General features: G+C 67.6%; 21 protein-coding genes. 12 read left to right on the top strand and 9 right to left on the bottom strand.

What is annotated here, in order from left to right:
* Positions 1–90: 90 nt before the first annotated feature.
* Positions 91–3,072 carry an FtsK/SpoIIIE family DNA translocase gene (locus IEX88_RS24665; RefSeq protein WP_188855134.1) on the bottom strand — a complete coding sequence of 994 codons (2,982 nt, stop codon included), beginning with the start codon at positions 3,070–3,072 and terminating at the stop codon, positions 91–93.
* A 216-nt stretch (positions 3,073–3,288) separates the two neighbouring features.
* Between IEX88_RS24665 and IEX88_RS24660 the strand changes: the two genes are divergently transcribed.
* Positions 3,289–3,567 carry a GNAT family N-acetyltransferase gene (locus tag IEX88_RS24660; protein WP_188855133.1) on the top strand — a complete coding sequence of 93 codons (279 nt, stop codon included), beginning with the start codon at positions 3,289–3,291 and terminating at the stop codon, positions 3,565–3,567.
* A 149-nt stretch (positions 3,568–3,716) separates the two neighbouring features.
* On the opposite strand, the gene IEX88_RS24655 is transcribed toward IEX88_RS24660, so the two are convergent.
* From IEX88_RS24655 to tesB, 3 genes are all read right to left on the bottom strand, one after another.
* A complete protein-coding gene (locus IEX88_RS24655; RefSeq protein ID WP_188855132.1) occupies positions 3,717–5,099 on the bottom strand; it encodes an ammonium transporter in 1,383 nt (460 codons plus the stop codon).
* Positions 5,100–5,116: 17 nt separating this feature from the next.
* Positions 5,117–5,455: a P-II family nitrogen regulator gene (locus tag IEX88_RS24650; protein WP_188855131.1), complete on the bottom strand. Its 339-nt coding sequence runs from the start codon at positions 5,453–5,455 to the stop codon at positions 5,117–5,119.
* Between the two features lie 224 nt (positions 5,456–5,679).
* The gene (gene tesB / locus IEX88_RS24645) at positions 5,680–6,567 is read right to left on the bottom strand and encodes an acyl-CoA thioesterase II (protein ID WP_188855166.1); all 888 of its coding nucleotides are present in this window, start codon (positions 6,565–6,567) and stop codon (positions 5,680–5,682) included.
* 195 nt (positions 6,568–6,762) lie between these two features.
* Between tesB and IEX88_RS24640 the strand changes: the two genes are divergently transcribed.
* The 8 genes from IEX88_RS24640 (at position 6,763) to IEX88_RS24605 (ending at position 14,634) form a co-directional block, all read left to right on the top strand.
* Positions 6,763–8,037: a ubiquinone biosynthesis hydroxylase gene (locus IEX88_RS24640; RefSeq protein WP_188855130.1), complete on the top strand. Its 1,275-nt coding sequence runs from the start codon at positions 6,763–6,765 to the stop codon at positions 8,035–8,037.
* Between the two features lie 452 nt (positions 8,038–8,489).
* Positions 8,490–8,858, top strand: coding sequence for a DUF2849 domain-containing protein (locus tag IEX88_RS24635; RefSeq protein WP_188855129.1), 369 nt, complete (start codon positions 8,490–8,492; stop codon positions 8,856–8,858).
* A 58-nt stretch (positions 8,859–8,916) separates the two neighbouring features.
* Positions 8,917–10,611 (top strand): nitrite/sulfite reductase, encoded by a 1,695-nt coding sequence (locus IEX88_RS24630; RefSeq protein WP_188855128.1) that lies wholly within the window; start codon positions 8,917–8,919, stop codon positions 10,609–10,611.
* Positions 10,608–11,135, top strand: a complete 528-nt coding sequence (locus IEX88_RS24625; RefSeq protein WP_188855127.1) for a DUF934 domain-containing protein — start codon at positions 10,608–10,610, stop codon at positions 11,133–11,135. The genes IEX88_RS24630 and IEX88_RS24625 overlap by 4 nt, the downstream gene beginning before the upstream one ends.
* Positions 11,132–11,953 carry a phosphoadenylyl-sulfate reductase gene (locus IEX88_RS24620; RefSeq protein ID WP_188855126.1) on the top strand — a complete coding sequence of 274 codons (822 nt, stop codon included), beginning with the start codon at positions 11,132–11,134 and terminating at the stop codon, positions 11,951–11,953. Before IEX88_RS24625 ends, IEX88_RS24620 begins: the two co-directional genes overlap by 4 nt.
* Positions 11,950–12,852 carry a sulfate adenylyltransferase subunit CysD gene (cysD, locus tag IEX88_RS24615; RefSeq protein ID WP_188855125.1) on the top strand — a complete coding sequence of 301 codons (903 nt, stop codon included), beginning with the start codon at positions 11,950–11,952 and terminating at the stop codon, positions 12,850–12,852. The genes IEX88_RS24620 and cysD overlap by 4 nt, the downstream gene beginning before the upstream one ends.
* A gap of 1 nt (position 12,853) precedes the next feature.
* Positions 12,854–14,491 (top strand): sulfate adenylyltransferase subunit CysN, encoded by a 1,638-nt coding sequence (gene cysN, locus IEX88_RS24610; RefSeq protein WP_188855124.1) that lies wholly within the window; start codon positions 12,854–12,856, stop codon positions 14,489–14,491.
* Positions 14,488–14,634, top strand: a complete 147-nt coding sequence (locus IEX88_RS24605; RefSeq protein ID WP_188855123.1) for a hypothetical protein — start codon at positions 14,488–14,490, stop codon at positions 14,632–14,634. The genes cysN and IEX88_RS24605 overlap by 4 nt, the downstream gene beginning before the upstream one ends.
* 248 nt (positions 14,635–14,882) lie before the next feature.
* Here the strand turns inward: IEX88_RS24605 and IEX88_RS24600 are convergent, their stop codons facing one another.
* The 3 genes from IEX88_RS24600 to IEX88_RS24590 form a co-directional block, all read right to left on the bottom strand.
* The gene (locus IEX88_RS24600) at positions 14,883–15,203 is read right to left on the bottom strand and encodes a type II toxin-antitoxin system PemK/MazF family toxin (RefSeq protein WP_188855122.1); all 321 of its coding nucleotides are present in this window, start codon (positions 15,201–15,203) and stop codon (positions 14,883–14,885) included.
* Entirely contained in the window at positions 15,197–15,451 is a 255-nt protein-coding gene (locus IEX88_RS24595; protein ID WP_188855121.1) for an AbrB/MazE/SpoVT family DNA-binding domain-containing protein, read from the bottom strand. The genes IEX88_RS24600 and IEX88_RS24595 overlap by 7 nt, the downstream gene beginning before the upstream one ends.
* A 69-nt stretch (positions 15,452–15,520) precedes the next feature.
* Positions 15,521–16,183: a YiaD family glycine zipper/OmpA-like lipoprotein gene (locus tag IEX88_RS24590; RefSeq protein WP_188855120.1), complete on the bottom strand. Its 663-nt coding sequence runs from the start codon at positions 16,181–16,183 to the stop codon at positions 15,521–15,523.
* A gap of 269 nt (positions 16,184–16,452) precedes the next feature.
* Here IEX88_RS24590 and IEX88_RS24585 point away from each other — a divergent pair, with 269 nt between their 5' ends.
* Positions 16,453–17,535, top strand: a complete 1,083-nt coding sequence (locus tag IEX88_RS24585; RefSeq protein WP_188855119.1) for an esterase-like activity of phytase family protein — start codon at positions 16,453–16,455, stop codon at positions 17,533–17,535.
* 162 nt (positions 17,536–17,697) lie between these two features.
* Positions 17,698–18,150, top strand: coding sequence for a pyridoxamine 5'-phosphate oxidase family protein (locus tag IEX88_RS24580; protein WP_188855118.1), 453 nt, complete (start codon positions 17,698–17,700; stop codon positions 18,148–18,150).
* Between the two features lie 77 nt (positions 18,151–18,227).
* Here the strand turns inward: IEX88_RS24580 and IEX88_RS24575 are convergent, their stop codons facing one another.
* Positions 18,228–19,259 (bottom strand): aspartate-semialdehyde dehydrogenase, encoded by a 1,032-nt coding sequence (locus IEX88_RS24575; RefSeq protein ID WP_188855117.1) that lies wholly within the window; start codon positions 19,257–19,259, stop codon positions 18,228–18,230.
* Positions 19,260–19,838: 579 nt separating this feature from the next.
* On the opposite strand from IEX88_RS24575, the gene IEX88_RS24570 reads away from it, so the two are divergent.
* Complete coding sequence (locus IEX88_RS24570) at positions 19,839–20,408, top strand: DUF4142 domain-containing protein (protein WP_188855116.1); 570 nt, start codon at positions 19,839–19,841, stop codon at positions 20,406–20,408.
* 99 nt (positions 20,409–20,507) lie between these two features.
* Here IEX88_RS24570 and leuB read toward each other — a convergent pair whose 3' ends face one another.
* The gene (leuB, locus tag IEX88_RS24565; protein WP_188855115.1) at positions 20,508–21,623 is read right to left on the bottom strand and encodes a 3-isopropylmalate dehydrogenase; all 1,116 of its coding nucleotides are present in this window, start codon (positions 21,621–21,623) and stop codon (positions 20,508–20,510) included.
* Positions 21,624–21,651 lie beyond the last annotated feature (28 nt).

Raw genomic sequence — 21,651 nt, 5'->3', positions numbered from 1 at the left:
GCAACGTTCCTTGATCGGGATGGATGCCATGGGCTCAAGGCTTGAATAGGGCAACGGGCAGCCCCGCCCGCGTCCCGACGGCGCGGCCGCCTACATCCGCTCTTCTTCGGTCGGCACCAGGATCTCGCGCTTGCCGGCATGGTTGGCGGGACCGACGATACCCTCGCGCTCCATCCGCTCGATGATCGAAGCGGCGCGGTTGTAGCCGATCGACAGGCGCCGCTGGACGTAGGACGTGGAGGCCTTGCCGTCGCGCAGGACGATAGCCACCGCCTGGTCGTAGAGATCGGCCTCGCCGTCGACATCGCCGCCCCCGGCACCGCCGGCACCGCCCCCGTCGCCGCCCATCTCGTCCTCTTCCTCGAGGATCGCGTCGAGATAGTCGGGCGTGCCCTGCGCCTTCAGATGCGCCACGATGTGCTCCACCTCGGCATCGTCGACGAAGGGACCGTGCACGCGCTGGATGCGCCCGCCGCCGGCCATGAACAGCATGTCGCCCATGCCGAGCAGCTGCTCGGCGCCCTGCTCCTGCAAAATGGTGCGCGAGTCGATCTTCGACGTCACCTGGAAGGAGATGCGGGTCGGGAAATTCGCCTTGATCGTGCCGGTGATGACGTCGACCGAGGGACGCTGCGTCGCCATGATGACGTGGATGCCGGCGGCGCGGGCCATCTGCGCCAGGCGCTGGACGGTGCCCTCGATGTCCTTGCCGGCGACCATCATCAGGTCGGCCATCTCGTCGATGATGACGACGATGTAGGGCAGCGGCGACAGGTCGAACTCCTCCGATTCGAAGATCGGCTCGCCGCTCTCCCGGTCGAAACCGGTCTGCACGATGCGCGAGATGGATTCGCCCTTCTCGATGGCGGCCGCGACGCGGGCGTTGAAGCCGTCGATGTTGCGCACGCCGACCTTCGACATCTTGCGGTAGCGGTCCTCCATCTCGCGCACCGTCCATTTCAGGGCGACGACGGCCTTCTTCGGGTCGGTGACGACGGGCGAGAGGAGATGCGGTATGCCGTCGTAGACGGAGAGTTCGAGCATTTTCGGGTCGATCATGATCATCCGGCACTCGGCCGGCGTCAGCCGGTAGAGCAGCGACAGGATCATGGTGTTGATCGACACCGACTTGCCGGAGCCGGTGGTGCCGGCGACGAGGAGATGCGGCATCTTGGCGAGATCGGCGATGACCGGCTCGCCGCCGATCGTTTTGCCGAGCGCCAGCGCCAGCTTCGCCTTGTTCTGCTGAAAAGTCTCCGAGGCGATCATCTCGCGGAAGTAGACGGTTTCGCGCTTCTGGTTCGGCAGTTCGATGCCGATGGCGTTCTTGCCGGGAATGACGGCGACGCGGGCGGAAATCGCGCTCATCGAGCGGGCGATGTCGTCGGCGAGGCCAATGACGCGCGAGGACTTGATGCCGGGGGCCGGCTCCAGCTCGTAAAGCGTCACCACCGGGCCCGGACGGACCTCGATGATCTCGCCGCGAACGCCGAAATCGTCGAGCACGCCTTCGAGCAGACGCGCATTCTCCTGCAGGATCTCCGGCGAGAGCATGGTGTCGCGGGCGCGCTGCTTGGGCGGCGAGAGCAGATCGATCGGCGGCAGCTCGAAGGGCAGCGCGATGGCGTTGCGGGCGAGCGCCTCGGCACCGCGCTGCGGCCGGCCGCGGGCCGGGATGGTGGCGGCGGGCGGGGCGACGCGCACCGGCGCGGCGGCCGGGGCCGGGCGGGCCGAAACCGGCGCCACGGCGGCGCGCACGGCCTGCGGGCGCTGTGCCGGGAGCGCGTCCGGCTCGGACTTCGGCTTCCGCTTGCCGGGAAAAGCGACGATGTTGGCGGCGAGGCCCCGCCAGCCGGACACTTCCTCGGTGGGCTGCCGGTCCGTGACCGGTTCGACCGGGCCGAGAATCGCATCGTCCGCGTCGACGGCGTCGATGAGCCGATCGTCGTCGCGCTCGTCCTCGAACCGGTCGTCGTCGCCGTCGTCGATCTCCTCGGCGCGATCGTCGCCCTCAGGTGCGTCGAAGCGTGCCGGCTCAGCCGCGCGGCTCCGCGGCAGAGCGGCGGGGGTGTCGAACTGGAAGGGTTCGGGCTTGTCGCTGCGCGGCTCGCCGCCTTCCTCGTCGTCGAGCGGGTCGATATAGCCCCCGCTCTGGTAGGGCGCGGTGACGCGGATCTGACGGGGATGGGCCTCGCGCGGCAGCGGCGGCGCAAAATCGCCCTCCTCTTCCTCGTCCTGCCAGCTGTCGAAACGGTCGGCGAATTCGCTCGGCTCGCTGCGCCGCGCCTTCACCTCGCCGCGGCGACGGTCGAACGCCGCCTTGGCGGAATAGGCGGTGTGCGCGAGCGCGCCGAAGAGCAGCGCCAGCCGGCCCTCGTCCTCGGCGTCGTCCTCTTCGGCGACGGCCCGCGCGCTCTGCCCGGTGGCGGCGGCGCGCGCCGAAATCTGCGTCCGGCCTTCGGCCGCCACCATCGGATCGGCCGAGGGCCGGTCGATCAGCGCCGCGCCGTTGAGGAACAGCCAGACGGCCGGCACCGCGATCATCACCGACAGCACCATGGCCAGCACGCCATCGGGATAGGCGCCGGTGGCGAGCGCCGGGAATTTCAGGACGAGATCGCCGGCGACGCCGCCGAGGCCGATCGGCAGCGGCCAGCCAGCCGGCGCCGGCAGGCAGCCGAGCGCCGCCGAAGCCAGAACGACGCCCGCCAGCGCCAGCCAGGCGCGGCGTCCGATGCGGTCGATCGGCTTGCCCAAGGCGACGAGAATGCCCCAGATCGTCGGCAGCACGGCGAGCAGCACGGCGCCGAGGCCGAAGACCTGCATGACGATGTCGGCCACCACCGCGCCCGTCGAGCCCGCCAGATTGGCGACCTCGTTGTGATTCGCCTGGCTGAATGAGGGATCGGTGACCGTCCAGCTGGCCATCGACAGGCCGAGAAAGCCCGCCAGGCCGAGGAGGCCGAAGCCGCCTGCGATCTCCGCCTGGCGACGCAGGAAGCCCGTCGGCTCGGGACGCTGTGCCCCGTCTTTCCTCGTCACTGTCCGTGGACCCGCTGTCGTAGACGCCATCGCCAATTCGCCCGTTCCGTCGCATCAATCGGCTCCCGAGAATCGCCGGGGCCTTGCTGACGACAGAGTAAGTGCCTCTGGTTAAAGCCTCTTTAACCCTAAGCGATCGTTGCCGGCCCAGGGCATGGCAGCCATGCAGGAGCCCTGCGGCCTCTTGTCCCCGCGGCCCGGCTGCGCCATTTTTATGACAAACATGTTTCATGGAGGACGACAGCCATGCAGATCCGACACGAGGCGACGGAGACCGGCGGCCGATTCGTCGCCGCGGACGTTCCCGGCGCCGAACTGATCTATCTCCACCCCCGCGCCCGCACGATCGTTATCGATCATACCTTCGTTCCGGAGTCGCGGCGCGGCGAGGGCATGGGCGAGACGCTGGTGACCGCGGCGGTCGACTATGCCCGCCGAATGGGCCTGCAGGTCGATCCGCGCTGTCCCTTCGCCCGCCGGAAGTTCGCCGGGCATGCCGACTGGCAGGGCCTCCTGGCGAAGTAGCGACGGCCCGCCCGCCGACCCCGGAACGAAGGGGCCGGAACGAAGAAGTCTGAGCCAGGAGCATAGCAACGAAAAAGGGCGGGCCTTGCGGCTCGCCCTTTTTCGCGTCGTGGCAGGAGGGCGACCCGAATGGCCGCCCCCTGGCTGGGTCAGGAGGCGTGGTAGGCCGCCTCGCCGTGATAGGTGATGTCGAGGCCTTCGCGCTCGGCTTCGACGGTCGGCCGGAGGCCGATGATGAGGTCGACGACCTTGAACAGGATCACCGAACCGACGCCGCTCCACACGATGGTGATGAGCACGGCGATGATCTGCGAGTAGACCTGGCCGCCCATGCTGACGCCCTCGACATAGCCGACGCCGCCGAGCGAGCTGCTCGCCAGGATGCCGGTGCCGATGGCGCCGATGATGCCGCCGATGCCGTGGATGCCGAAGACGTCGAGCGCGTCGTCATAGCCGAACTTCGGCTTGATGACGGCCACGAAGAAGTAGCAGACGACCGAGGCGAAACCGCCGAGGAAGATCGCCGCGACCGGCCCGATCAGGCCGGCAGCGGGCGTCACCGCGACGAGGCCGGCGACCATGCCGGACGCTGCGCCCAGCATCGACGCCTTGCCGCGACCAAAGCTCTCCACGATGGCCCAGGCGACGATGGCGCCGGCGGTGGCCGTGAAGGTGTTGATCATGGCGAGCGCGGTGCCGCCATTGGCCTCGAGGTTGGAACCGGCGTTGAAGCCGAACCAGCCGACCCAGAGGATGGAGGCGCCGACCATGGTCAGCGTCATCGAGTGCGGCGCCATCATGTCGCGGCCGAGACCGGTGCGCCTGCCGATCATGATGCAGCCGACGAGGCCGGCGATGCCGGCGTTGATGTGCACGACCGTGCCGCCGGCAAAGTCGAGCGCGGCGATGCCGCCGGCATGCGCACCGGTGAAGATCAGCCCGGCAGCGTCCCAGACCATGTGCGCGACGGGGAAGTAGATGAAGGTCGCCCAGAGGATCGAGAACAGGATCACCGCCGAGAACTTCACCCGCTCGGCGAAGGCGCCGACGATGAGCGCCGGGGTGATGGCGGCGAAGGTCATCTGGAAGCAGATGAAGACGTATTCCGGGATGACTTCCGAGGAGAAGGTCGCCGAGACCGAATCCGTCGTGACGCCGGCGAGGAAGAGCTTGCCGAGGCCGCCCCAATAGGCGCTGGTGGATCCGCCGAAGGCGAAGGAATAGCCGTAGACGACCCAGACGATCATCATCACCGCGGTGATCATGGTGACCTGCATCAGCACCGACAGCATGTTTTTGGCGCGCACCAGGCCGCCGTAGAAGAGGGCGAGGCCCGGAACCGTCATGAACAGGACGAGGATCGAGGAGATCAGCATCCAGGTCGTGTTGCCAGGATTGGGAACAGCCGGGGCCGCGGGCGCGGCAGCGGCGGCCGCATCGACCGCCGGCGCGGCGGCGTCCTGGGCGAAGGCCGCGGTCGCGGCGAGGCCGGCGAGAACCGCGGCCGAGAGGAGGATTTTACCGAAACGCATATGAAGGAGGTCCTTTCTCAAAGGGCGTTCGAGTCGATTTCGCCGGTGCGGATGCGCACGGCGGAATCGATGCCGAAGACGAAGATCTTGCCGTCGCCGATCTGGCCGGTCTTGGCGGCGACGGTGATCGCCTCCACGGCCCGGTCGACCATGTCGGACGCGACCGCGACCTCGACCTTCAGCTTGGGAAGGAAGCTCACGGCGTATTCGGTGCCGCGATAGATCTCGGTATGACCCTTCTGGCGGCCGTAGCCCTTCACTTCCGTCACGGTGAGACCCTGGATGCCGACGGCGGTCAGGGCTTCACGCACCTCGTCGAGCTTGAACGGCTTGATGATGGCCATCACGATTTTCATGTGCACCTCGAATCTTGAGCGGCGGCCGGGCGAACGGGCGCCGCTATGCCGAGCCATCTGCCCTCCGGACGGCATGTCCGGGAGGGTGACTGACCTTCTCCATCCAAGCCGCGTGCCAATTGCGACCTCTGTCGCGATTTTGCCGTATTTGGGCCGCTGCGGCGCACAATCGCCCGATCCCGCGCCATCCCGCAGCGCACAATCCGTCGGCATTTGCCAGTGTTCTAGGCAGATGCCTGGTTTTCAGGCGCCGGTCGCCGGGGACGGATCAGCCCCTCTTGCGCCACCGAGGCGACCAGAGCGCCATCGAGCGCAAACAGCGAGCCGCGCGTCAGCCCGCGCCCGCCGGAGGAGCTCGGGCTGTCCTGGGCGTAGAGCAGCCAGTCGGAGACCTTCACCGGCCGGTGGAACCACATCGAGTGGTCGAGGCTCGCCGCCTGGATGCCGGCGTCGAAGACCGACAGGCCGTGCGCGAACAAGGCGGTGTCGAGCAGGGTCATGTCGGAGAGGTAGGCGAGCACTGCAGCGTTCAGCGCCGGGTCGTTGCCGATGTCCGACAGCGCCCGCACCCAGATCTGCTGCACCGGCTCGAGCTTGTCGGTGGTGAGGTAGTGGGCGAAGGAGACCGGCCGGAACTCGATCGGCCGCGGCCGCCGCCAGTAGCGCTGCACCGGCTCGGGCGCGCGGTCGAGCAGCATGGCGGCGAGCTCGGCGCCGTGCGGCAAGGCGTCGGGATGCGGCACTTCGGGCATGGCAGCCTGGTGCACCAGCCCCTCCTCGTGCCGCTGGAACGAGGCCGAGAGCGAGAAGATTGCCGCGCCGTGCTGGATCGCCACGACCCGCCGCGTGGTGAAGGAGCCGCCGTCGCGGATGCGGTCGACATCGTAGACGATCGGCACCTTCGGATCGCCAGGCCGCATGAAATAGCCGTGCAGCGAATGCACCTGGCGCTCGGGATCGACGGTGCGCTGCGCGGCGACCAGTGCCTGCGCGATCACCTGCCCGCCGAACACCCGCTGCCAGCTCTGCACCGGCGAGACGCCGCGGAAGAGATTTTCCTCGATCCGCTCGAGATCCAGGATCTCCAGAAGCCTGGCCACACCCTCGTCCATGTCCGTCATTCCTCTTCCTGCCCATCACGGCTTGGGCGTTATGCACCAGCTTGGCGCGGGGGCGTCAACTCGTCGCGCCGGGCGGGAAGGCGGCCCCGGCGGCGTTCTTCGGTTGTCCCGCGCGCCATTCGCCCCTAGATCAGGGCACGCCCCCGTTCGGGCCATGGGCCGCGCAGCCGCCGAGGAGACCCCCCTATGTCGCAAGCCGACACGACCGCCTTGCCGTCCGACGCGCCGGGCCATGCCGCGCCCGAGCGGGTCGACATCGTCGTCGCCGGCGCCGGCTATGTCGGTCTCGCCACGGCCGTCGCCATTGCCGACGCCGCCCCGGGCCTGAAGGTCCTCGTCGTCGATGCCGCGCCGGCCGGCGTCTGGCAGAAGGACGAGCGCGCCTCGGCGATCGCCGCCGCCGCCGTGCGCATGCTGACGCAGCTCGGCCTCTGGGCCGACCTCCTCCCGCAGGCGCAGCCGATCAACGAGATGATCGTCACCGATTCCCGCACCTCGGACGTGGTGCGGCCCGTCTTCCTCACCTTCGGCGGCGAGGCCCAGCCGGGCGAACCCTTTGCCCACATGGTGCCGAACGTCGCCCTCAACGGCGCGCTCCGGGCGCGGGCCGCCGCCCTCGGCGTCGAGATCCGGGCGTCGAGCGGCGTCACCGGCATCGCGGAGAACCCGGCCTCGATCACCGTCAACCTCGCCGGCGGCGCCAGCGTCGAGGCAAGACTTCTCATCGCCTGCGACGGGGTCAAGTCGGCGATCCGCGCCATGGCCGGCATTCCCGTCGTCCATAAGGACTACGGCCAGTCCGGCATCGTCTGCACCGTCGCGCACGAGCGCCCGCATGGCGGTCGGGCCGAGGAGCACTTTTTGCCCTCCGGCCCTTTCGCCATTCTGCCGCTCACCGGCAACCGCTCCTCGCTGGTCTGGACCGAACCGACGCGCGAGGCCGAACGCCTCGTCGCCGGCGATACCATGATGTTCGAGCTCGAGCTGGAGCAGCGTTTCGGCCACAAGCTCGGCACGATCCGCGTCGAGGGCGGCAAGCGCGCTTTTCCGCTCGGCCTCACGCTGGCGCGCGCCTTCGTCAAGCCGCGCATCGCGCTCGCCGGCGACGCCGCGCACGGCATTCATCCGATCGCCGGCCAGGGCCTCAATCTCGGCTTCAAGGATGCCGCGGCGCTCGCCGAAGTGGTCGTCGACGCCGCCCGCCTCGGCCTCGACATCGGCGCCCTCGACGTGCTGGAGACCTACCAGCGCTGGCGCCGCTTTGACACGGTGCAGATGGGCGTCACCACCGACGTGTTGAACCGCCTCTTCTCCAACGACAATCCGCTGCTGCGCGCGGCCCGTTCCTTCGGCCTCTCCCTCGTCGACCGCGCCCCGCCGCTGAAGGATTTCTTCATCGGCCAGGCCGCCGGCATGACCCGCGGCCCCTCCCCTAGATTGCTCCAGGGCGAGCCGATCTGAGGCGGCTCGCTGGCACCGGAGCGCATGCGTTCAACGCTGCGGCATGGGTCCTCGGGTCAAGCCCGAGGATGACTATCTCAGGGGGTAGCAGCCCGTTTACCCGTCCGGCAGGTGGGCGAACTGCGATGTGAGCCGGCGCCGAGGCGCCGGTGAAATGCCAAAATCCTCTCAGGATAGTCATTCTCGGGCTTGACCCGAGAACCCATGCCAAGCCGGTTCCGCTCCTCCAACGGTTCCGGACGGCATTGCTCTCAAGCATCTGCCCCACCGCTCCATCGCGCGCCGGCCGCCCCCCGTGGCAAATTGTTCCTCTCCCGACCCGACATAGAGAATTCCCGCCGCCGCATGTCGGCGCAAGGCACTCTATTCAGAACGAACGCAAACTCGGCGTTTTCGCGCCGGGCGAAAAGGCCTATGCAGCGGCACTCAGAAGCAGCGTGAAGGATCTCGGCATGGCGAATGAAGCGAAGGCAGGGCCGAAAGCCTCGCCGAAGAGCAAGGGGCCGCAGCTTCCCGTCGTGCTCAGCGCCAACAATCTGCTCGTCGGCGACGTCGTCTTCCTCTCCGCCGACGGCTGGACGCGCGATCCGGCCAAGGCCGCGGTCGGCGCCGATGCCGAGACCGCCGCCGCCATGGAGGCGCGCGCCGCTGTGGACGTGAAGGCCAATCTCGTCGTCGACGCCTATCTCGTGCCGGTGACGATCGATGCCGCGGGCATGCCCGTCGCCCGGCATTTTCGCGAGCTGATCCGCCAGAAGGGCCCGAGCATCCATCCCGATTACGGCAAGAAAGCCGAATTCAGCAACCACTACGAAGCGTGAGCGTCGAGGGCCGCACGCGCCCTCCCCCGCTTCGCCGCCGAGCCGAAAAGGATGCCTGATGTACCGTTATGACGAATTCGACGAGCGTTTCGTGCGCGAGCGTGTCGCCCAGTTCACCAGCCAGGTCGAGCGCCGGCTCGACGGCTCGCTGTCGGACGACGAGTTCAAGCCGCTGCGGCTGAAGAACGGGCTCTATCTGCAGCTGCACGCCTACATGCTGCGCGTCGCCGTGCCCTACGGCACGCTGCGCTCCAAGCAGCTGCGCCAGCTCGCGCTGATCGCGGAAAAGTTCGACAAGGGCTACGGCCACTTCACCACGCGCCAGAACCTCCAGTTCAACTGGCCGAAACTGTCGGACGTGCCGGAAATCCTCGGGCTTCTGGCCGATGTCGAGATGCACTGCATCCAGACCTCAGGCAATTGCATCCGCAACGTCACCGCCGACCAGTTCGCCGGCATCGCCAAGGACGAGGTCGAGGACCCGCGCCCGACCGCCGAGCTGATCCGTCAGTGGTCGAGCCTGCACCCGGAATTCGCCTGGCTGCCGCGCAAATTCAAGATCGCCGTCACCGGCGCCGAGCACGACCGCGCGGCGATCCTCGTGCACGACATCGGCCTGCGCGTGCGCCGGCATCCGGAGACGCAGGAGATCGGCTACGAAGTCATCGTCGGCGGCGGCCTTGGCCGCACCCCGATGATCGGCAAGGTCATCCGCGACTTCCTGCCCAAGGCCGAGATTCTGGCCTATCTGGAGGCCGTGATGCGCGTCTATAATTCGGAAGGCCGGCGCGACAACAAGTACAAGGCGCGGGTGAAGATCCTGGTCCATGAGACCGGGCCGGAAGAGTTCATCCGCCGCGTCGAGGCCGAATATGCCCAGCTGAACGGCCCGACGATCAATGCGCCGGAAGAGGAAGTCGAGCGCATCGCCGCCTACTTCGCCAACCCGGAATTCGAGACCCTGCCGGAGCATTCGCAGCTTCTGGCCGCCGCCCGGCAGATCGATCCCGGCCTCGACCGCTTCGTCGCCCAGAACGGCTTTGCCCATCGCCAGCCCGGCTATATCGCGCTCACCGTGTCGCTGAAGCCGGTCGGCGGTGTTCCCGGCGACATGACCGCCGAGCAGATGCGCGCCTTCGCCGACATCGCCGAGCGCTGGTCCTTCGACGAGCTGCGCATCACGCATTCGCAGAACCTCGTCCTGCCGAGCGTCAGGCTCGACGACCTGCCGGACGTCTATGCCGCACTGAAGGCGGCGGGGCTCGCCACCGCCAATGCCGGCCTCGTCACCGACATCATCGCCTGCCCCGGCCTCGACTACTGCGCGCTCGCCACCGCCCGCTCGATCGGCGTCGCCCAGGAGATCGCCGAGACGTTCCGCGACGAGGCGCGGCAGTCGGACATCGGCCCGCTGCAGATCAAGATCTCCGGCTGCATCAATGCCTGCGGCCACCACCATGTCGGCCATATCGGCATTCTCGGTCTCGAGAAATCCGGCAAGGAGAACTACCAGATCACCGTCGGCGGCGACGCCACGGAGAACGCCGCGCTCGGCGAGCGCCTCGGCCCCGGCATCGACGGCGAGCACGTCTCCGGCGCGATCGAGGCGATCGTCGCCGTCTACATGAAAGAGCGTCAGGACGGCGAGGAGTTCATCCAGACCGTGCGCCGCGCCGGCCTCGAGCCCTTCAAGGCGGGCTTCACCGCCTATGTCGCCGACAGGACCGGTTCGAGCGTGGAGGAACTGGCATGAGCCTCCTCGTCGGCAATGAAGGCGCCCGCGCCGATCTCTACACCCCCGTTGACGACGTCGCGGCCCTCTCGCTCGCCGACGGTCCGATCCTCGTTCCCCTGACCGTCATCGACGCGGCGCTCGCCGACCGGCGCAACGAGCGGCTGGGCCTCCTCGTCGCCAACGACACGCCGATCACCGCGATCGAGCCTTTTTTCGGCAGCGTCGACCTCATCGCCGTGACCTTCCCGTCCTTTTCCGACGGGCGCGGCCTGTCGCTGGCGAAACGCCTGCGCCGCGCCGGCTTTGCCGGAACGCTCCGGGTCCGCGGGCCGATCGTCGCCGATCAGTTCGCCGAAGCGCTGGCCTGCGGCTTCGACGAGGTCGAGGTCCCCGACGCCATGGCCGCCCGCCAGCCGCTCGACCAGTGGCTGGGCGCCAAGGACATCGTCCGGGATCACTACCAGTCCGGCTATGGCGAGACCGAGAGCATTTTGCAGAAGCGCCTGGCCGCCCGGCAGGGAGCGGGAAGCGATCCGGCATGAGTGATTCACGTGAAACCCTCGCCGCCGAACTTGATCAGGCTTTCGCGGAGCTGACGCCGCTGGAGCGCCTGACCCTGCTCGTCGAAAGGGTCGAGGCGCCGATCGTCTTCACCACAAGCCTCGGGATCGAGGACCAGATGCTGACGCACCTGATCTTCACCGCCAAGCTGCCGATCGTCCTGAAGACGCTCGACACCGGCCGGCTGTTTCCCGAGAGCTACACGCTGTGGCGCGAGACCGAAGAGAAGTACGGGCGTCGCATCAAGGCGATGTATCCGCAATCCGAGGCGCTGGAAGAACTCGTCAACGACCAGGGCATCGACGGATTCTATTACGCGCCGGAATTCCGCAAGGCGTGCTGCGGCGTGCGCAAGGTCGAGCCGCTCGGCCGGGCTCTGGCCGGTGCCGGCGGCTGGATCACCGGGCTCCGCCGCGACCAGTCGGCGAACCGCGAGGGCATGGAATTCGTCGGCTACGACGCCGCCCGCGGGCTGATCAAGGCCAACCCGCTGTTCGACTGGACGCGCGAGGAAATCCGCCTCTTCGCCGAGGAAGCGGGCGTGCCCGTCAACCCGCTGCACGCCCAGAATTTTCTCTCCATCGGCTGCGCGCCCTGCACCCGCGCGCTGCAGCCCGGCGAACCAGAGCGCGCCGGCCGCTGGTGGTGGGAAGAAGAGACGATGCGCGAATGCGGCCTCCATATCGAGGCCGACGGCACGGTGTCGCGGGCCCGCTTGGTCCCCGGACATGAACATGGCGACGTCGCCTTCGAGCGGCTGGCGCCCGGCGAGACCCCGCCGAAAGGACCTTTGGCATGAAGCACCTGACGCATCTGCAGCGACTCGAGGCCGAATCGATCTTCATCATCCGCGAGGTCGCCGCCACCGCGGAGAACCCGGTGATGCTCTATTCCATCGGCAAGGATTCGGCTGTCATGCTGCATCTGGCGCTGAAGGCGTTCGCGCCGGGCAAGCTGCCGTTCCCGCTGATGCATGTCGACACCAAGTGGAAGTTCCGCGAGATGATCGCCTTCCGCGACCAGTTGGCGGAAAAGCTCGGGCTGAACCTCATCGTCTACACCAACCAGGCCGGCGTCGAGGCCGGGATCAACCCGTTCGCTTCTGGCTCCAGGGTCCACACCGACGTGATGAAGACCGAGGCGCTGAAGCAGGCGCTGGACCTCCACAAGTTCGATGCGGCCTTCGGCGGCGCGCGGCGCGACGAGGAGAAGAGCCGCGCCAAGGAGCGGATCTTTTCGCTGCGCTCGGCCGAGCACCGCTGGGACGCCAAGAACCAGCGGCCCGAGCCCTGGCGCCTGTTCAACACGCGCAAGCGCGCCGGCGAGAGTTTTCGCGTCTTCCCCCTGTCAAATTGGACGGAGACCGACGTCTGGGACTACATCGCGCTCGAGAACATCGAGGTGGTTCCGCTCTATTTCGCCAAGAAGCGACCGGTCGTCGAGCGCGACGGCATGCTGATCATGCGCGACGACGAGCGCATGGACCTCCTGCCCGGCGAAGTCGTCGAGGAGAGAACGGTACGGTTCCGTACACTCGGCGACTATCCGCTGACCGGGGCAGTCGAGTCCACCGCATCGACGCTGCCGGAAATCATCCAGGAGATGCGCTCGTCGCGCTCGTCCGAACGCGAAGGCCGGATGATTGACAAGGACGGCGGCGCCTCGATGGAAGAGAAGAAGCAGGAAGGCTATTTCTGAGATGGATTCTCTTGCCCGCATCGCCGACGCCGAATTCGCCGGCCCGGCCCCCGATCTCGCCGCCATTCCCGCGCCGGCCGAATCCCTGCTGCGCTTCATCACCTGCGGCTCGGTCGACGACGGCAAGTCGACGCTGATCGGCCGCCTGCTCTACGACGCCAATGCGGTCTTCGACGACCAGCTGGAAGCCCTGAAGCGCGACTCGAAGAAATTCGGCACGACCGGCGACGATCTCGACTTCGCCCTCCTCGTCGACGGCCTCTCGGCCGAGCGCGAGCAGGGCATCACCATCGACGTCGCCTACCGCTATTTCTCGACGCCGAAGCGCGCCTTTATCATTGCCGACACGCCCGGCCACGAGCAGTACACCCGCAACATGGCGACCGGCGCGAGCTCGGCCGAGCTCGCGGTGATCCTCGTCGACGCGCGCAAGGGCATCCTGCCGCAGACCCGCCGACACTCCTTCATCACCTCGATGCTGGGCGTCAAAAGCGTCATCATCGCCATCAACAAGATGGACCTCGTCGGCTTCGACCAGGCCGTCTTCGACCGCATCGTGGCGGAGTACAAGGCGATCCTGCCGGCGCTCGCCTTCACCGATGTCAGCTACATCCCGCTGTCGGCGAAGAACGGCGACAACATCACCTCGCGCTCGGTCCACACGCCCTGGTACACCGGCGAGACGCTGCTGGAGCGGCTGGAGAACGCCACGCCCGAGACTTTCGAGGCCGACGGCGCCGCCTTCCGCATGCCCGTGCAGTGGGTCAACCGGCCGAACCTCGATTTCCGCGGCTATTGCGGCACCGTCGCCGGCGGCCGCATCGCCAAGGGCGATCCGGTCACGGCGCTGCCGAATGGCGGCACCAGCCGCGTCAAGGCGGTCTATGGTCCCGCCGGCGAGGTCACGAGCGCCGGGGCCGGCGAGGCGATCACCGTCACGCTCGAGGACGAGGTGGACCTCTCGCGCGGCGACGTGCTGGTGATTTCCGGCGACCGCATCGCCGCGCACAAGCTGGTCAAGGCCGAGATCCTCTGGATGGTCGACCGGCCGCTGATTTCGGGCGGCCGCTTCGTCGCCCGCATCGGCACGGCGCAGACGCCGGCGACGGTGCGGAGCCTCGACAAGGCGATCGACATCCACAGCTACGCCCCGCGCGACGCCAATGCGCTGCTGATGAACGAGATCGGCCGCGTGACCCTCGCCTTCGACCGGCCGCCGGTGACGCTGCCCTATACCGACAACCGCGACCTCGGCGCCTTCATCCTGATCGACCAGCTGACCAACGAGACGGTGGCGCTCGGGCTCGTGCGGGAAGTCGGAACCGATGCGCCGAGGATCGAGACGGCGGCGCCCGTCGCCGAGCCGACGGCGATGGAGCGGGCCAAGCGCGCCTGGTTCGGTGCCGACGTCGCCGCCCATCCCGAGCGGGCCGCCGGCATCCTGCGCTTCCGGGCGCTGGCCTCGGTGCTGATCGCGCTCCTGGCGCTCGCACTCGGTCTTGGCTGGTTCGCCGCGATCGTGCTGGGCCTTGCCGATTTCGCGCTGCGTCCTCTGCTGCGGCAGGCCGTCGACGGCACCGAGCGCCATCCCGGCGCGCCCTCCGATCCGACGACGGTTCGCGACGGGGCCGGAATTTGAGCGGCACCACCGGCGGCGGCAAGCCCTATCGCCGCGCCGGCCCGCCGGCGCGTCCGCAACGCTCGCTGCCGATCATCGAGGCCGCCCTCCTCACCGCCTCCATCGCCGCCTGCTTCGCGCTGACGGCGGGGATCCTGGGGTAGTGCCGGACAGATAGCGTGTGTCCGCCGGATCCGTCGGTGCGTGGCCCTCGTGCTTCGACGGCGCTCAGCACGAGGGCCATGCATAGGTGTGCGCCCGGCAGAACGCCGACGTTTGGGAACCGATGTTCAAAGTCCCCCCCGGCGTCAGCGTCCCGGCTGAACCGGGGACGCGGCGAGAGCGCTGGCTTCTCATCCCCTCATGCTGAGCCTGTCGAAGCACGAGGGGATCGGCACAGCAGGTCTCTCGCCTATTCCGCAAACAGGCTGCGCAGCACCTCCAGGACCGCTGCCAGCGCCCCGTCGTCGATCCGTCCCAGCCGCTTCACCAGCCGTCGCTTGTCCAAAGCCCGGCTCTGCTCCGGCAAGACGAGCCCGCTCGTGCCCTGAAACGCGATGGCGACGCGAAACCGCGCTGGCGTGCTGCCCGAGGTCATCGGGGCGACGAGGACGGTTCGAAGGTGATCGTTGAGATCGTCGGGCGACACGACGAGGCAGGGCCGGGTCTTCCGGATCTCGCTGCCGACCGTCGGGTCCAGCGTTGCGAGCCAGACCTCGCCACGGCTTACCATGTCAGATCTTGGTCGCCCTCGTTGGCAAAGTCGGGCCAGACAAGCCCGTCATCGCCCGCCTCTGCCAGGCGGGCCGCATCCTCGGCCCATCCGGCGCGGGGATCGGCGTCGAGCCGTTCGATGACGATCCGCCCGGCTTCCATCGTCAGGCTGACATGGTCGCCGGCGTTTGCGCCAAAAGCGGACAGCAGCGGCTTCGGGATGATGATTCCGGTCGAATTGCCGAATTTTCTCACCGCGCCACGCATGCCTCTTCTCCACCCTGGTATCCGACCAAGATAGCAGGCGCGGGATCCGTTACAACAATGTTAGCCCGTCTACCCCTGCGAATAGGGCGAGATCGACACTTCCACCCGGCGGTTCTGGGCGCGGCCATAGTCGCTGTCGTTCGGCGCGATCGGGCGGCTCTCGCCAAACCCCTGCACATTGAGGCGGCGGCCGTCGATGCGCTGGCTGGCGAGATAGTCGGCGACACTTTCCGCGCGCCGGCGCGACAGGTCGAGATTGTAGCCGTCCGAGCCCTGGCTGTCGGTGTGGCCGTCGACATCGACGGCCGAGCGGTCGTATTTCGCCAGCACGATCGCGACCGAATTCAGCACGGGATAGAAGTCGGAGCGGATCGAGTCGCCGTCCGAGGGGAAGGTGATGTTGGAGGGCATGTTGAGGACGATGCGGTCGCCGACGCGCGTCACCGAAACGCCGGTGCCCTGCAGCTGGCGGCGCAGATCCGCCTCCTGGTTGTCCATGTAGGCGCCGATGCCGGCGCCGCCGATGCCGCCGATGCCGGCACCGATCAGGGCGGCGCGTCCCGCATCCATGCCGGTCGCCCGTCCCACGACATAGCCGCCGAGCGCCCCGACGCCCGCGCCGATGCCGGCGCCCCCCACCGTGTTGGAGAGCTTCTGCTCGCCGGTATAGGGATCGGTGGTGCAGCCCGATACGACGAGCACGGCACAGGCGAGGGCGGCGATGGGCTTCATGGGAACCTCGATGGGGCGAAACGGGCGCCGTCCCCGCTGTGGCGGCGGACGTCTTGCCGAAAGGTCGCCAAATCCGGTTGAGGTTTCGTTAAGCGTGGCAGGGCCCCGGGGCGGGCCGGGCCGGACGATCGGGGCTCCTTCCGTAGCGGCGCCCTCCCCCTCATTGCATTCGTCGTCACAAAACAATGATCTTGTCCCCCCAAAAGGCTAGGAAGGATGGACGAAGTTTCGCCGACCGTCCCATCTCGCCGCCTTCTCGGAGATGCCGCATGCGCCTCGCCTTTCTGTTTCTCGCCCTTTTCGCTCCCGTCGCTGCCCAGGCCGCGGATGTTGCCGTGCCGCCGGCGCCGGTCTATCGTGGCCAGATCGTCCTGCCGACCGGGCTGAAGGTCGCCGGCGCCGAATTCGGCGGGATCTCGGGACTCGACTACGACCCGGCCTCCGACACCTTTTACGCCATCTCGGACGACCGATCGGAAAAGGCTCCCGCGCGCTTCTACGCCCTGAAGATGACGCTCGGAACGGACGGCATCAGCGGACTCGACATCGCCGAGAGCCATGCGCTTCTCGCCCTCAACGGCGAGCCCTTCGCCGCCCGCAGCGTCGATCCCGAGGCGATCCGGCTGGCGGCCGGCCGCCTGATCTGGTCGAGCGAGGGCGACGCCACCGGGCGCCCCTCGATCACCAAGGCCGATCTGGCCGGCAAGGGGCTCGGCACCTTCAAGCTGCCCGACGCCTTCCTTCCCGACGAGGGAGCCGCCGGCCGCGGCGTGCGCGGCAATCTCGGCTTCGAGGGGCTGGCACTCTCGCCCGACGGCACGACGCTCTATGCCGCGACGGAAAACGCGCTTCTCCAGGACGGCGACAAGGCGAGCCTGACCGCCGGCAGCCCGGCGCGCCTTCTCGTCCTCGATCTCGCCGAGGGCAAGGTGACCGGCGACTATGTCTACGAGACGGAGAAGATCTTTCAGGCGCCGACCCTGCCGGGCGCCCCGGCCGACAACGGCGTCAGCGAGATCCTGGCGCTCGACGCCGAGCACCTCGTCGTGGTCGAGCGCAGCTATGTCGCCGGCGTCGGCAACCACATCGCCTTTTTCATCGTGCAGCTTTCTGGCGCCGACGACATGTCAGCGCGGCCGACCATCGCCGGGGCGAGGCCCCTGTCCAAGGCGCTGTGGTTCAAGATCGACGAAGGCGATTTCGGCGGGCTCGACATCGACAACATCGAGGCGGCGAGCTGGGGCCCGGAAATCGGTGGCGAGCGCTCGCTGGTGATCGCCTCGGACAATAATTTCAACCGGCACCAGTCGACCCAGTTCCTGCTCTTCACCGTGCCGAATCCGGCGCCCTGAAGCCTGATCCCGAAAGGCGGCTTCCGACCTTCGGAAAAGACCATGCCAGACCAGGCGTCTGGCGCCTTCCCGCGCCTGGCTTGAGCGAGGTCAAGGCCGCCGGCCCGCCATGCGCGATGATCCCGAGGCCCGATGATCTCGGGGGACATGGCGGAGCACCGGATGGACAAGACCCTGGAAGCGCAGATCCTGAAGATACTGGCCGAGCATCGCATCATGACCCTCGCCACCCTGCGGCCCGACGGCTGGCCGCAGGCGACGACGGTCGGCTATGTCAGCCTCGGCCTCACCCTCTATTTCCTGTGTGCGCTGGACAGCCAGAAGGCGGCGAATCTCGCGCGCGACGGCCGCGTCTCGGTGACCATCGACCACGACACATCAGATCTCATGGCGATCACCGGCCTCTCCATGGCCGCCCGGGCCGAGCGGGTGACGGATCCGGCCGAAGGCGCGCGGATCCTGGCGCTGATGCCGCTGAAATATCCTGAGGAAACGACGCTGCCGATGCCCATGCCGGAACCGGACCAGGTCGCGATCTTCAGGCTGACGCCGACGGTGATCTCGGTCCTCGACTATACCAAGGGGTTCGGCCACAGCGAGCTCGTCACGCTCTGATGGGGCCGTCCGCCCGTGAGCCGCGTCCGGGGGTCGCGACGCCGCCACTCCCGGCGGCGTCGCAAAGATAAGCCGGCTTAGGCCGCCTTCTTGCCCTTGAGAAGGCCGCGGTTGACCAGCAGCTCGGCGATCTGCACGGCGTTGAGCGCGGCGCCCTTGCGCAGATTGTCGGCGACGACCCAGATGTTCAGGCCGTTCTCCAGCGTCTGGTCCTCGCGGATGCGGCTGATATAGGTCGCGTCCTCGCCGGCCGATTCGTAGGGCGTCGTGTAGCCGCCGTCCTCGTGCTTGTCGACGACGAGGCAGCCCGGCGCCTCGCGCAGGATGGCGCGCGCCTCGTCAGCGGTGATCGGGTTCTCGAACTCGATGTTCACCGCCTCGGAATGGCCGATGAAGACCGGCACGCGCACGGCGGTGCAGGTGACCTTGATCTTCGGGTCGAGGATCTTCTTGGTCTCGGCCATGACCTTCCACTCCTCCTTGGTCGAGCCGTCTTCCATGAAGACGTCGATATGGGGAATGACGTTGAAGGCGATGCGCTTGGTGAACTTGTTGACCTCGACGGCGTCGGCGACGAAGACGGCGCGGCTCTGCTTGAACAGCTCGTCCATGCCTTCCTTGCCGGCGCCCGACACCGACTGGTAGGTCGACACCACGATGCGCTTGATCTTGGCATGGTCGTGCAGCGGCTTCAGCGCGACGACGAGCTGAGCGGTGGAGCAGTTCGGGTTGGCGATGATGTTCTTGCGCGAGAACATCGCGACCGCATCGGCATTCACCTCCGGCACGATCAGCGGCACGTCGGGATCGTAGCGGAAGGCCGAGGAATTATCGATGACGACGCAGCCGGCGGCGGCGATCTTCGGCGACCACTTCTTCGACACTTCGCCGCCGGCCGACATCAGGCAGATGTCGCTCTGGGAGAAGTCGAAGGTGTCGAGGAACTGCGTCTTCAGCGTCTTGTCGCCATAGGCGACCTCGGTGCCCTGGCTGCGGCGCGAGGCCAGCGCCACGACTTCGTCGGCCGGAAAGCCGCGCTCGTCGAGGATGTTGAGGATTTCGCGCCCGACATTGCCGGTGGCGCCTACGATCGCGAGCCTGTAGCCCATCGGAACTCTCCCCTCTCCCGCGGAAAATCATGCGCTCGATCCCACCCCCGGGGAGAGCACGGGGAGGGAAGCGTCAGATAATCGGGGTTTTGGTGGTGAGCGCGATCATGCGCGCGGTATGGCGAAGGCCGCGGCGAAAGTCAATTGTCGACTGTTGATGTCGGGTGTCGAGATTTGCTGCCGCGGTCTGACCGCGGCATCCCCCGCTCCCGGAGCCCACGCCAGGCGCGGTCTCCGGAAGTTTAGGTAGAGCCGACGACTAGGCGTCGCGGCGTTGGGTCGGGCGCGACTGGCTCTTTGCGAAACGCTTGGCGATCCAGCCGACGACGAAGACCTTGATGAGCTGCTTGATCATGGGGTGTCCTTAGAAGGGGCAAAGGAGCTCAACGTGGGTCCTCGCCTCCGGTTGCCCTCGCAGGCGGGGTTTTTGCGCACGTTTTCGTCAGCCTGATGCGGCACAGAACCAGCACCCGGCCGAAACTTTGGCTCAACGCAGGCGTGCGCCACCTCCCCTAGCGGAACATTTGCGTCGGTCGTCCGTTCCCGTCGCAATCAACTGCATCAGGGAGGATTTCCCGCATGTTTCGTCCCTCGGTGGCCGCGCTGGCGGCCTCGCTTCTCTTTGCCCCGGCGGCCTTCGCCCAGTCGCAGTCGGATTCCTCCGTCCCAACCATTCCGGAATCGCAGATCGAGCCGCGCACGGTCGCCACGACCTACGAATTCGTCGCCACCGCCAGTTCCGGCAACGCCTTCGAGATCGAGGCGGCGACGCTGGCCTTGCAGAAGGCCGCGATGCCGGAGGTGAAGGCGCTGGCGCAGAAGATGCTGGACGACCACACGGCGGCGCAGGAAGAACTCCTGGCCGTCGGCAAGAGCGCCAATACCGACATCGCCAAGCCGGCGCCCGACGGCGAGCAGCAGGGACTTCTCGACAAGCTCGGCTCGACCGATCCGGCCGGGTTCGATGCGATGTATCTGGACAGCCAGATCTTTGCCCACCAGCGCGCTCTGGCGCTGTTCAAGGGCTATGCCGAAGGCAGCGAACCGCTGAACCAGTATGCGGCCAAGACGCTGCCGACGCTGCAGATGCACTATCAGATGGTCCTGGACCTTTCAGCCAAGCTGCCCGGCGAGGCGGCGGTCCAGTAACCCAACCTGGCGCCGCGGAAGCGCTCCGCTCCCCTGTGAGGAGCGCTGCCCGCCGCGTCGGGGCGGCCATGCCAGTCGGTGCCGGCATGGCCGCATTCTTCACGCCGCGAGCTTGCCGCGGAAGGCGGACCGGATCGCCGCACCCATCTCCACAGTGCCGACGCGGGTCGCGCCCGGGGCCATGATGTCGGGCGTGCGGATGCCCTTTTCCAAGACCTCGGCGATCGCCGCTTCCAGCGCGTCGGCTTCCCTGACCTTCTGGAAGGAATAGCGCAGGCACATGGCAAACGACGCGATCATCGCGATCGGATTGGCGACGCCCTGGCCGGCAATGTCCGGCGCCGAGCCGTGCACCGGCTCATACAGCGCCTTGCGCTTGCCGGTGGCAGGGTCCTCGGCGCCGAGCGAGGCCGAGGGCAGCATGCCGAGCGAGCCCGTCAGCATCGCCGCGATGTCGGACAGCATGTCGCCAAAGAGGTTGTCGGTGACGATCACGTCGAACTGTTTTGGCGCGCGCACGAGCTGCATGCCGCCGGCGTCGGCCAGCATGTGCTCGAGCTGGAGATCGGAAAACTCCTCGCGGTGGACGCGGGTGACGACCTCATTCCACAAGACGCCCGACTTCATGACGTTGCGCTTTTCCATCGAGGTGACCTTGCCGCGGCGCGTGCGCGCCAGCTCGAAGGCGGCCCTTGCGATGCGCTCGATCTCGTAGGTGTCGTAGACCTGCGTATCGATGCCGCGCTTCTGGCCGTTGCCGAGGTCGATGATCTCCTTCGGCTCGCCGAAATAGACGCCGCCGGTGAGCTCGCGCAGGATCAGGATGTCGAGCCCCTCGATGATCTCGGGCTTCAGCGAGGACGCGTCGGCGAGCGCGGGATAGCAGATCGCCGGCCTGAGATTGGCGAACAGTTTGAGGTCCTTGCGCAGCCGGAGCAGGCCGGCCTCCGGTCGCTGATCATAAGGCACCGAGTCCCATTTCGGCCCGCCGACGGCGCCGAACAGCACCGCATCTGCCGCGAGCGCCGTCTCCATGTCGGCGTCCGCGATGGCCTCGCCATGCGCGTCGTAGGCCGAGCCGCCGACGAGCGCCTTTTCCGTCGCGAAGGAAGCGACGCCCTCGTCGTTCATGAAGCCCACGATCTTCTCGACCTCGGCCATCGCCTCGGGGCCGATGCCGTCGCCGGGCAGGAGCAGGAGTTTGGACGTGTTCATGCGAGGATCCTCTGGAAAACTCCACCCC

The sequence above is a fragment of the Aureimonas glaciei genome, from assembly GCF_014643375.1.
Lineage (GTDB): Bacteria > Pseudomonadota > Alphaproteobacteria > Rhizobiales > Rhizobiaceae > Plantimonas > Plantimonas glaciei.
This window is presented reverse-complemented; position numbering and strand designations above follow the sequence as displayed.

Excerpts from the sequence above, each read along its gene's own strand:
- IEX88_RS24665 (WP_188855134.1), bottom strand. The coding sequence starts at position 3,072 with ATGGCGTCTACGACAGCGGGTCCACGGACAGTGACGAGGAAAGACGGG.
- IEX88_RS24660 (WP_188855133.1), top strand. The coding sequence starts at position 3,289 with ATGCAGATCCGACACGAGGCGACGGAGACCGGCGGCCGATTCGTCGCC.
- IEX88_RS24655 (WP_188855132.1), bottom strand. The coding sequence starts at position 5,099 with ATGCGTTTCGGTAAAATCCTCCTCTCGGCCGCGGTTCTCGCCGGCCTC.
- IEX88_RS24650 (WP_188855131.1), bottom strand. The coding sequence starts at position 5,455 with ATGAAAATCGTGATGGCCATCATCAAGCCGTTCAAGCTCGACGAGGTG.
- tesB (WP_188855166.1), bottom strand. The coding sequence starts at position 6,567 with ATGGACGAGGGTGTGGCCAGGCTTCTGGAGATCCTGGATCTCGAGCGG.
- IEX88_RS24640 (WP_188855130.1), top strand. The coding sequence starts at position 6,763 with ATGTCGCAAGCCGACACGACCGCCTTGCCGTCCGACGCGCCGGGCCAT.
- IEX88_RS24635 (WP_188855129.1), top strand. The coding sequence starts at position 8,490 with ATGGCGAATGAAGCGAAGGCAGGGCCGAAAGCCTCGCCGAAGAGCAAG.
- IEX88_RS24630 (WP_188855128.1), top strand. The coding sequence starts at position 8,917 with ATGTACCGTTATGACGAATTCGACGAGCGTTTCGTGCGCGAGCGTGTC.
- IEX88_RS24625 (WP_188855127.1), top strand. The coding sequence starts at position 10,608 with ATGAGCCTCCTCGTCGGCAATGAAGGCGCCCGCGCCGATCTCTACACC.
- IEX88_RS24620 (WP_188855126.1), top strand. The coding sequence starts at position 11,132 with ATGAGTGATTCACGTGAAACCCTCGCCGCCGAACTTGATCAGGCTTTC.
- cysD (WP_188855125.1), top strand. The coding sequence starts at position 11,950 with ATGAAGCACCTGACGCATCTGCAGCGACTCGAGGCCGAATCGATCTTC.
- cysN (WP_188855124.1), top strand. The coding sequence starts at position 12,854 with ATGGATTCTCTTGCCCGCATCGCCGACGCCGAATTCGCCGGCCCGGCC.
- IEX88_RS24600 (WP_188855122.1), bottom strand. The coding sequence starts at position 15,203 with ATGGTAAGCCGTGGCGAGGTCTGGCTCGCAACGCTGGACCCGACGGTC.
- IEX88_RS24595 (WP_188855121.1), bottom strand. The coding sequence starts at position 15,451 with ATGCGTGGCGCGGTGAGAAAATTCGGCAATTCGACCGGAATCATCATC.
- IEX88_RS24590 (WP_188855120.1), bottom strand. The coding sequence starts at position 16,183 with ATGAAGCCCATCGCCGCCCTCGCCTGTGCCGTGCTCGTCGTATCGGGC.
- IEX88_RS24585 (WP_188855119.1), top strand. The coding sequence starts at position 16,453 with ATGCGCCTCGCCTTTCTGTTTCTCGCCCTTTTCGCTCCCGTCGCTGCC.
- IEX88_RS24580 (WP_188855118.1), top strand. The coding sequence starts at position 17,698 with ATGGACAAGACCCTGGAAGCGCAGATCCTGAAGATACTGGCCGAGCAT.
- IEX88_RS24575 (WP_188855117.1), bottom strand. The coding sequence starts at position 19,259 with ATGGGCTACAGGCTCGCGATCGTAGGCGCCACCGGCAATGTCGGGCGC.
- IEX88_RS24570 (WP_188855116.1), top strand. The coding sequence starts at position 19,839 with ATGTTTCGTCCCTCGGTGGCCGCGCTGGCGGCCTCGCTTCTCTTTGCC.
- leuB (WP_188855115.1), bottom strand. The coding sequence starts at position 21,623 with ATGAACACGTCCAAACTCCTGCTCCTGCCCGGCGACGGCATCGGCCCC.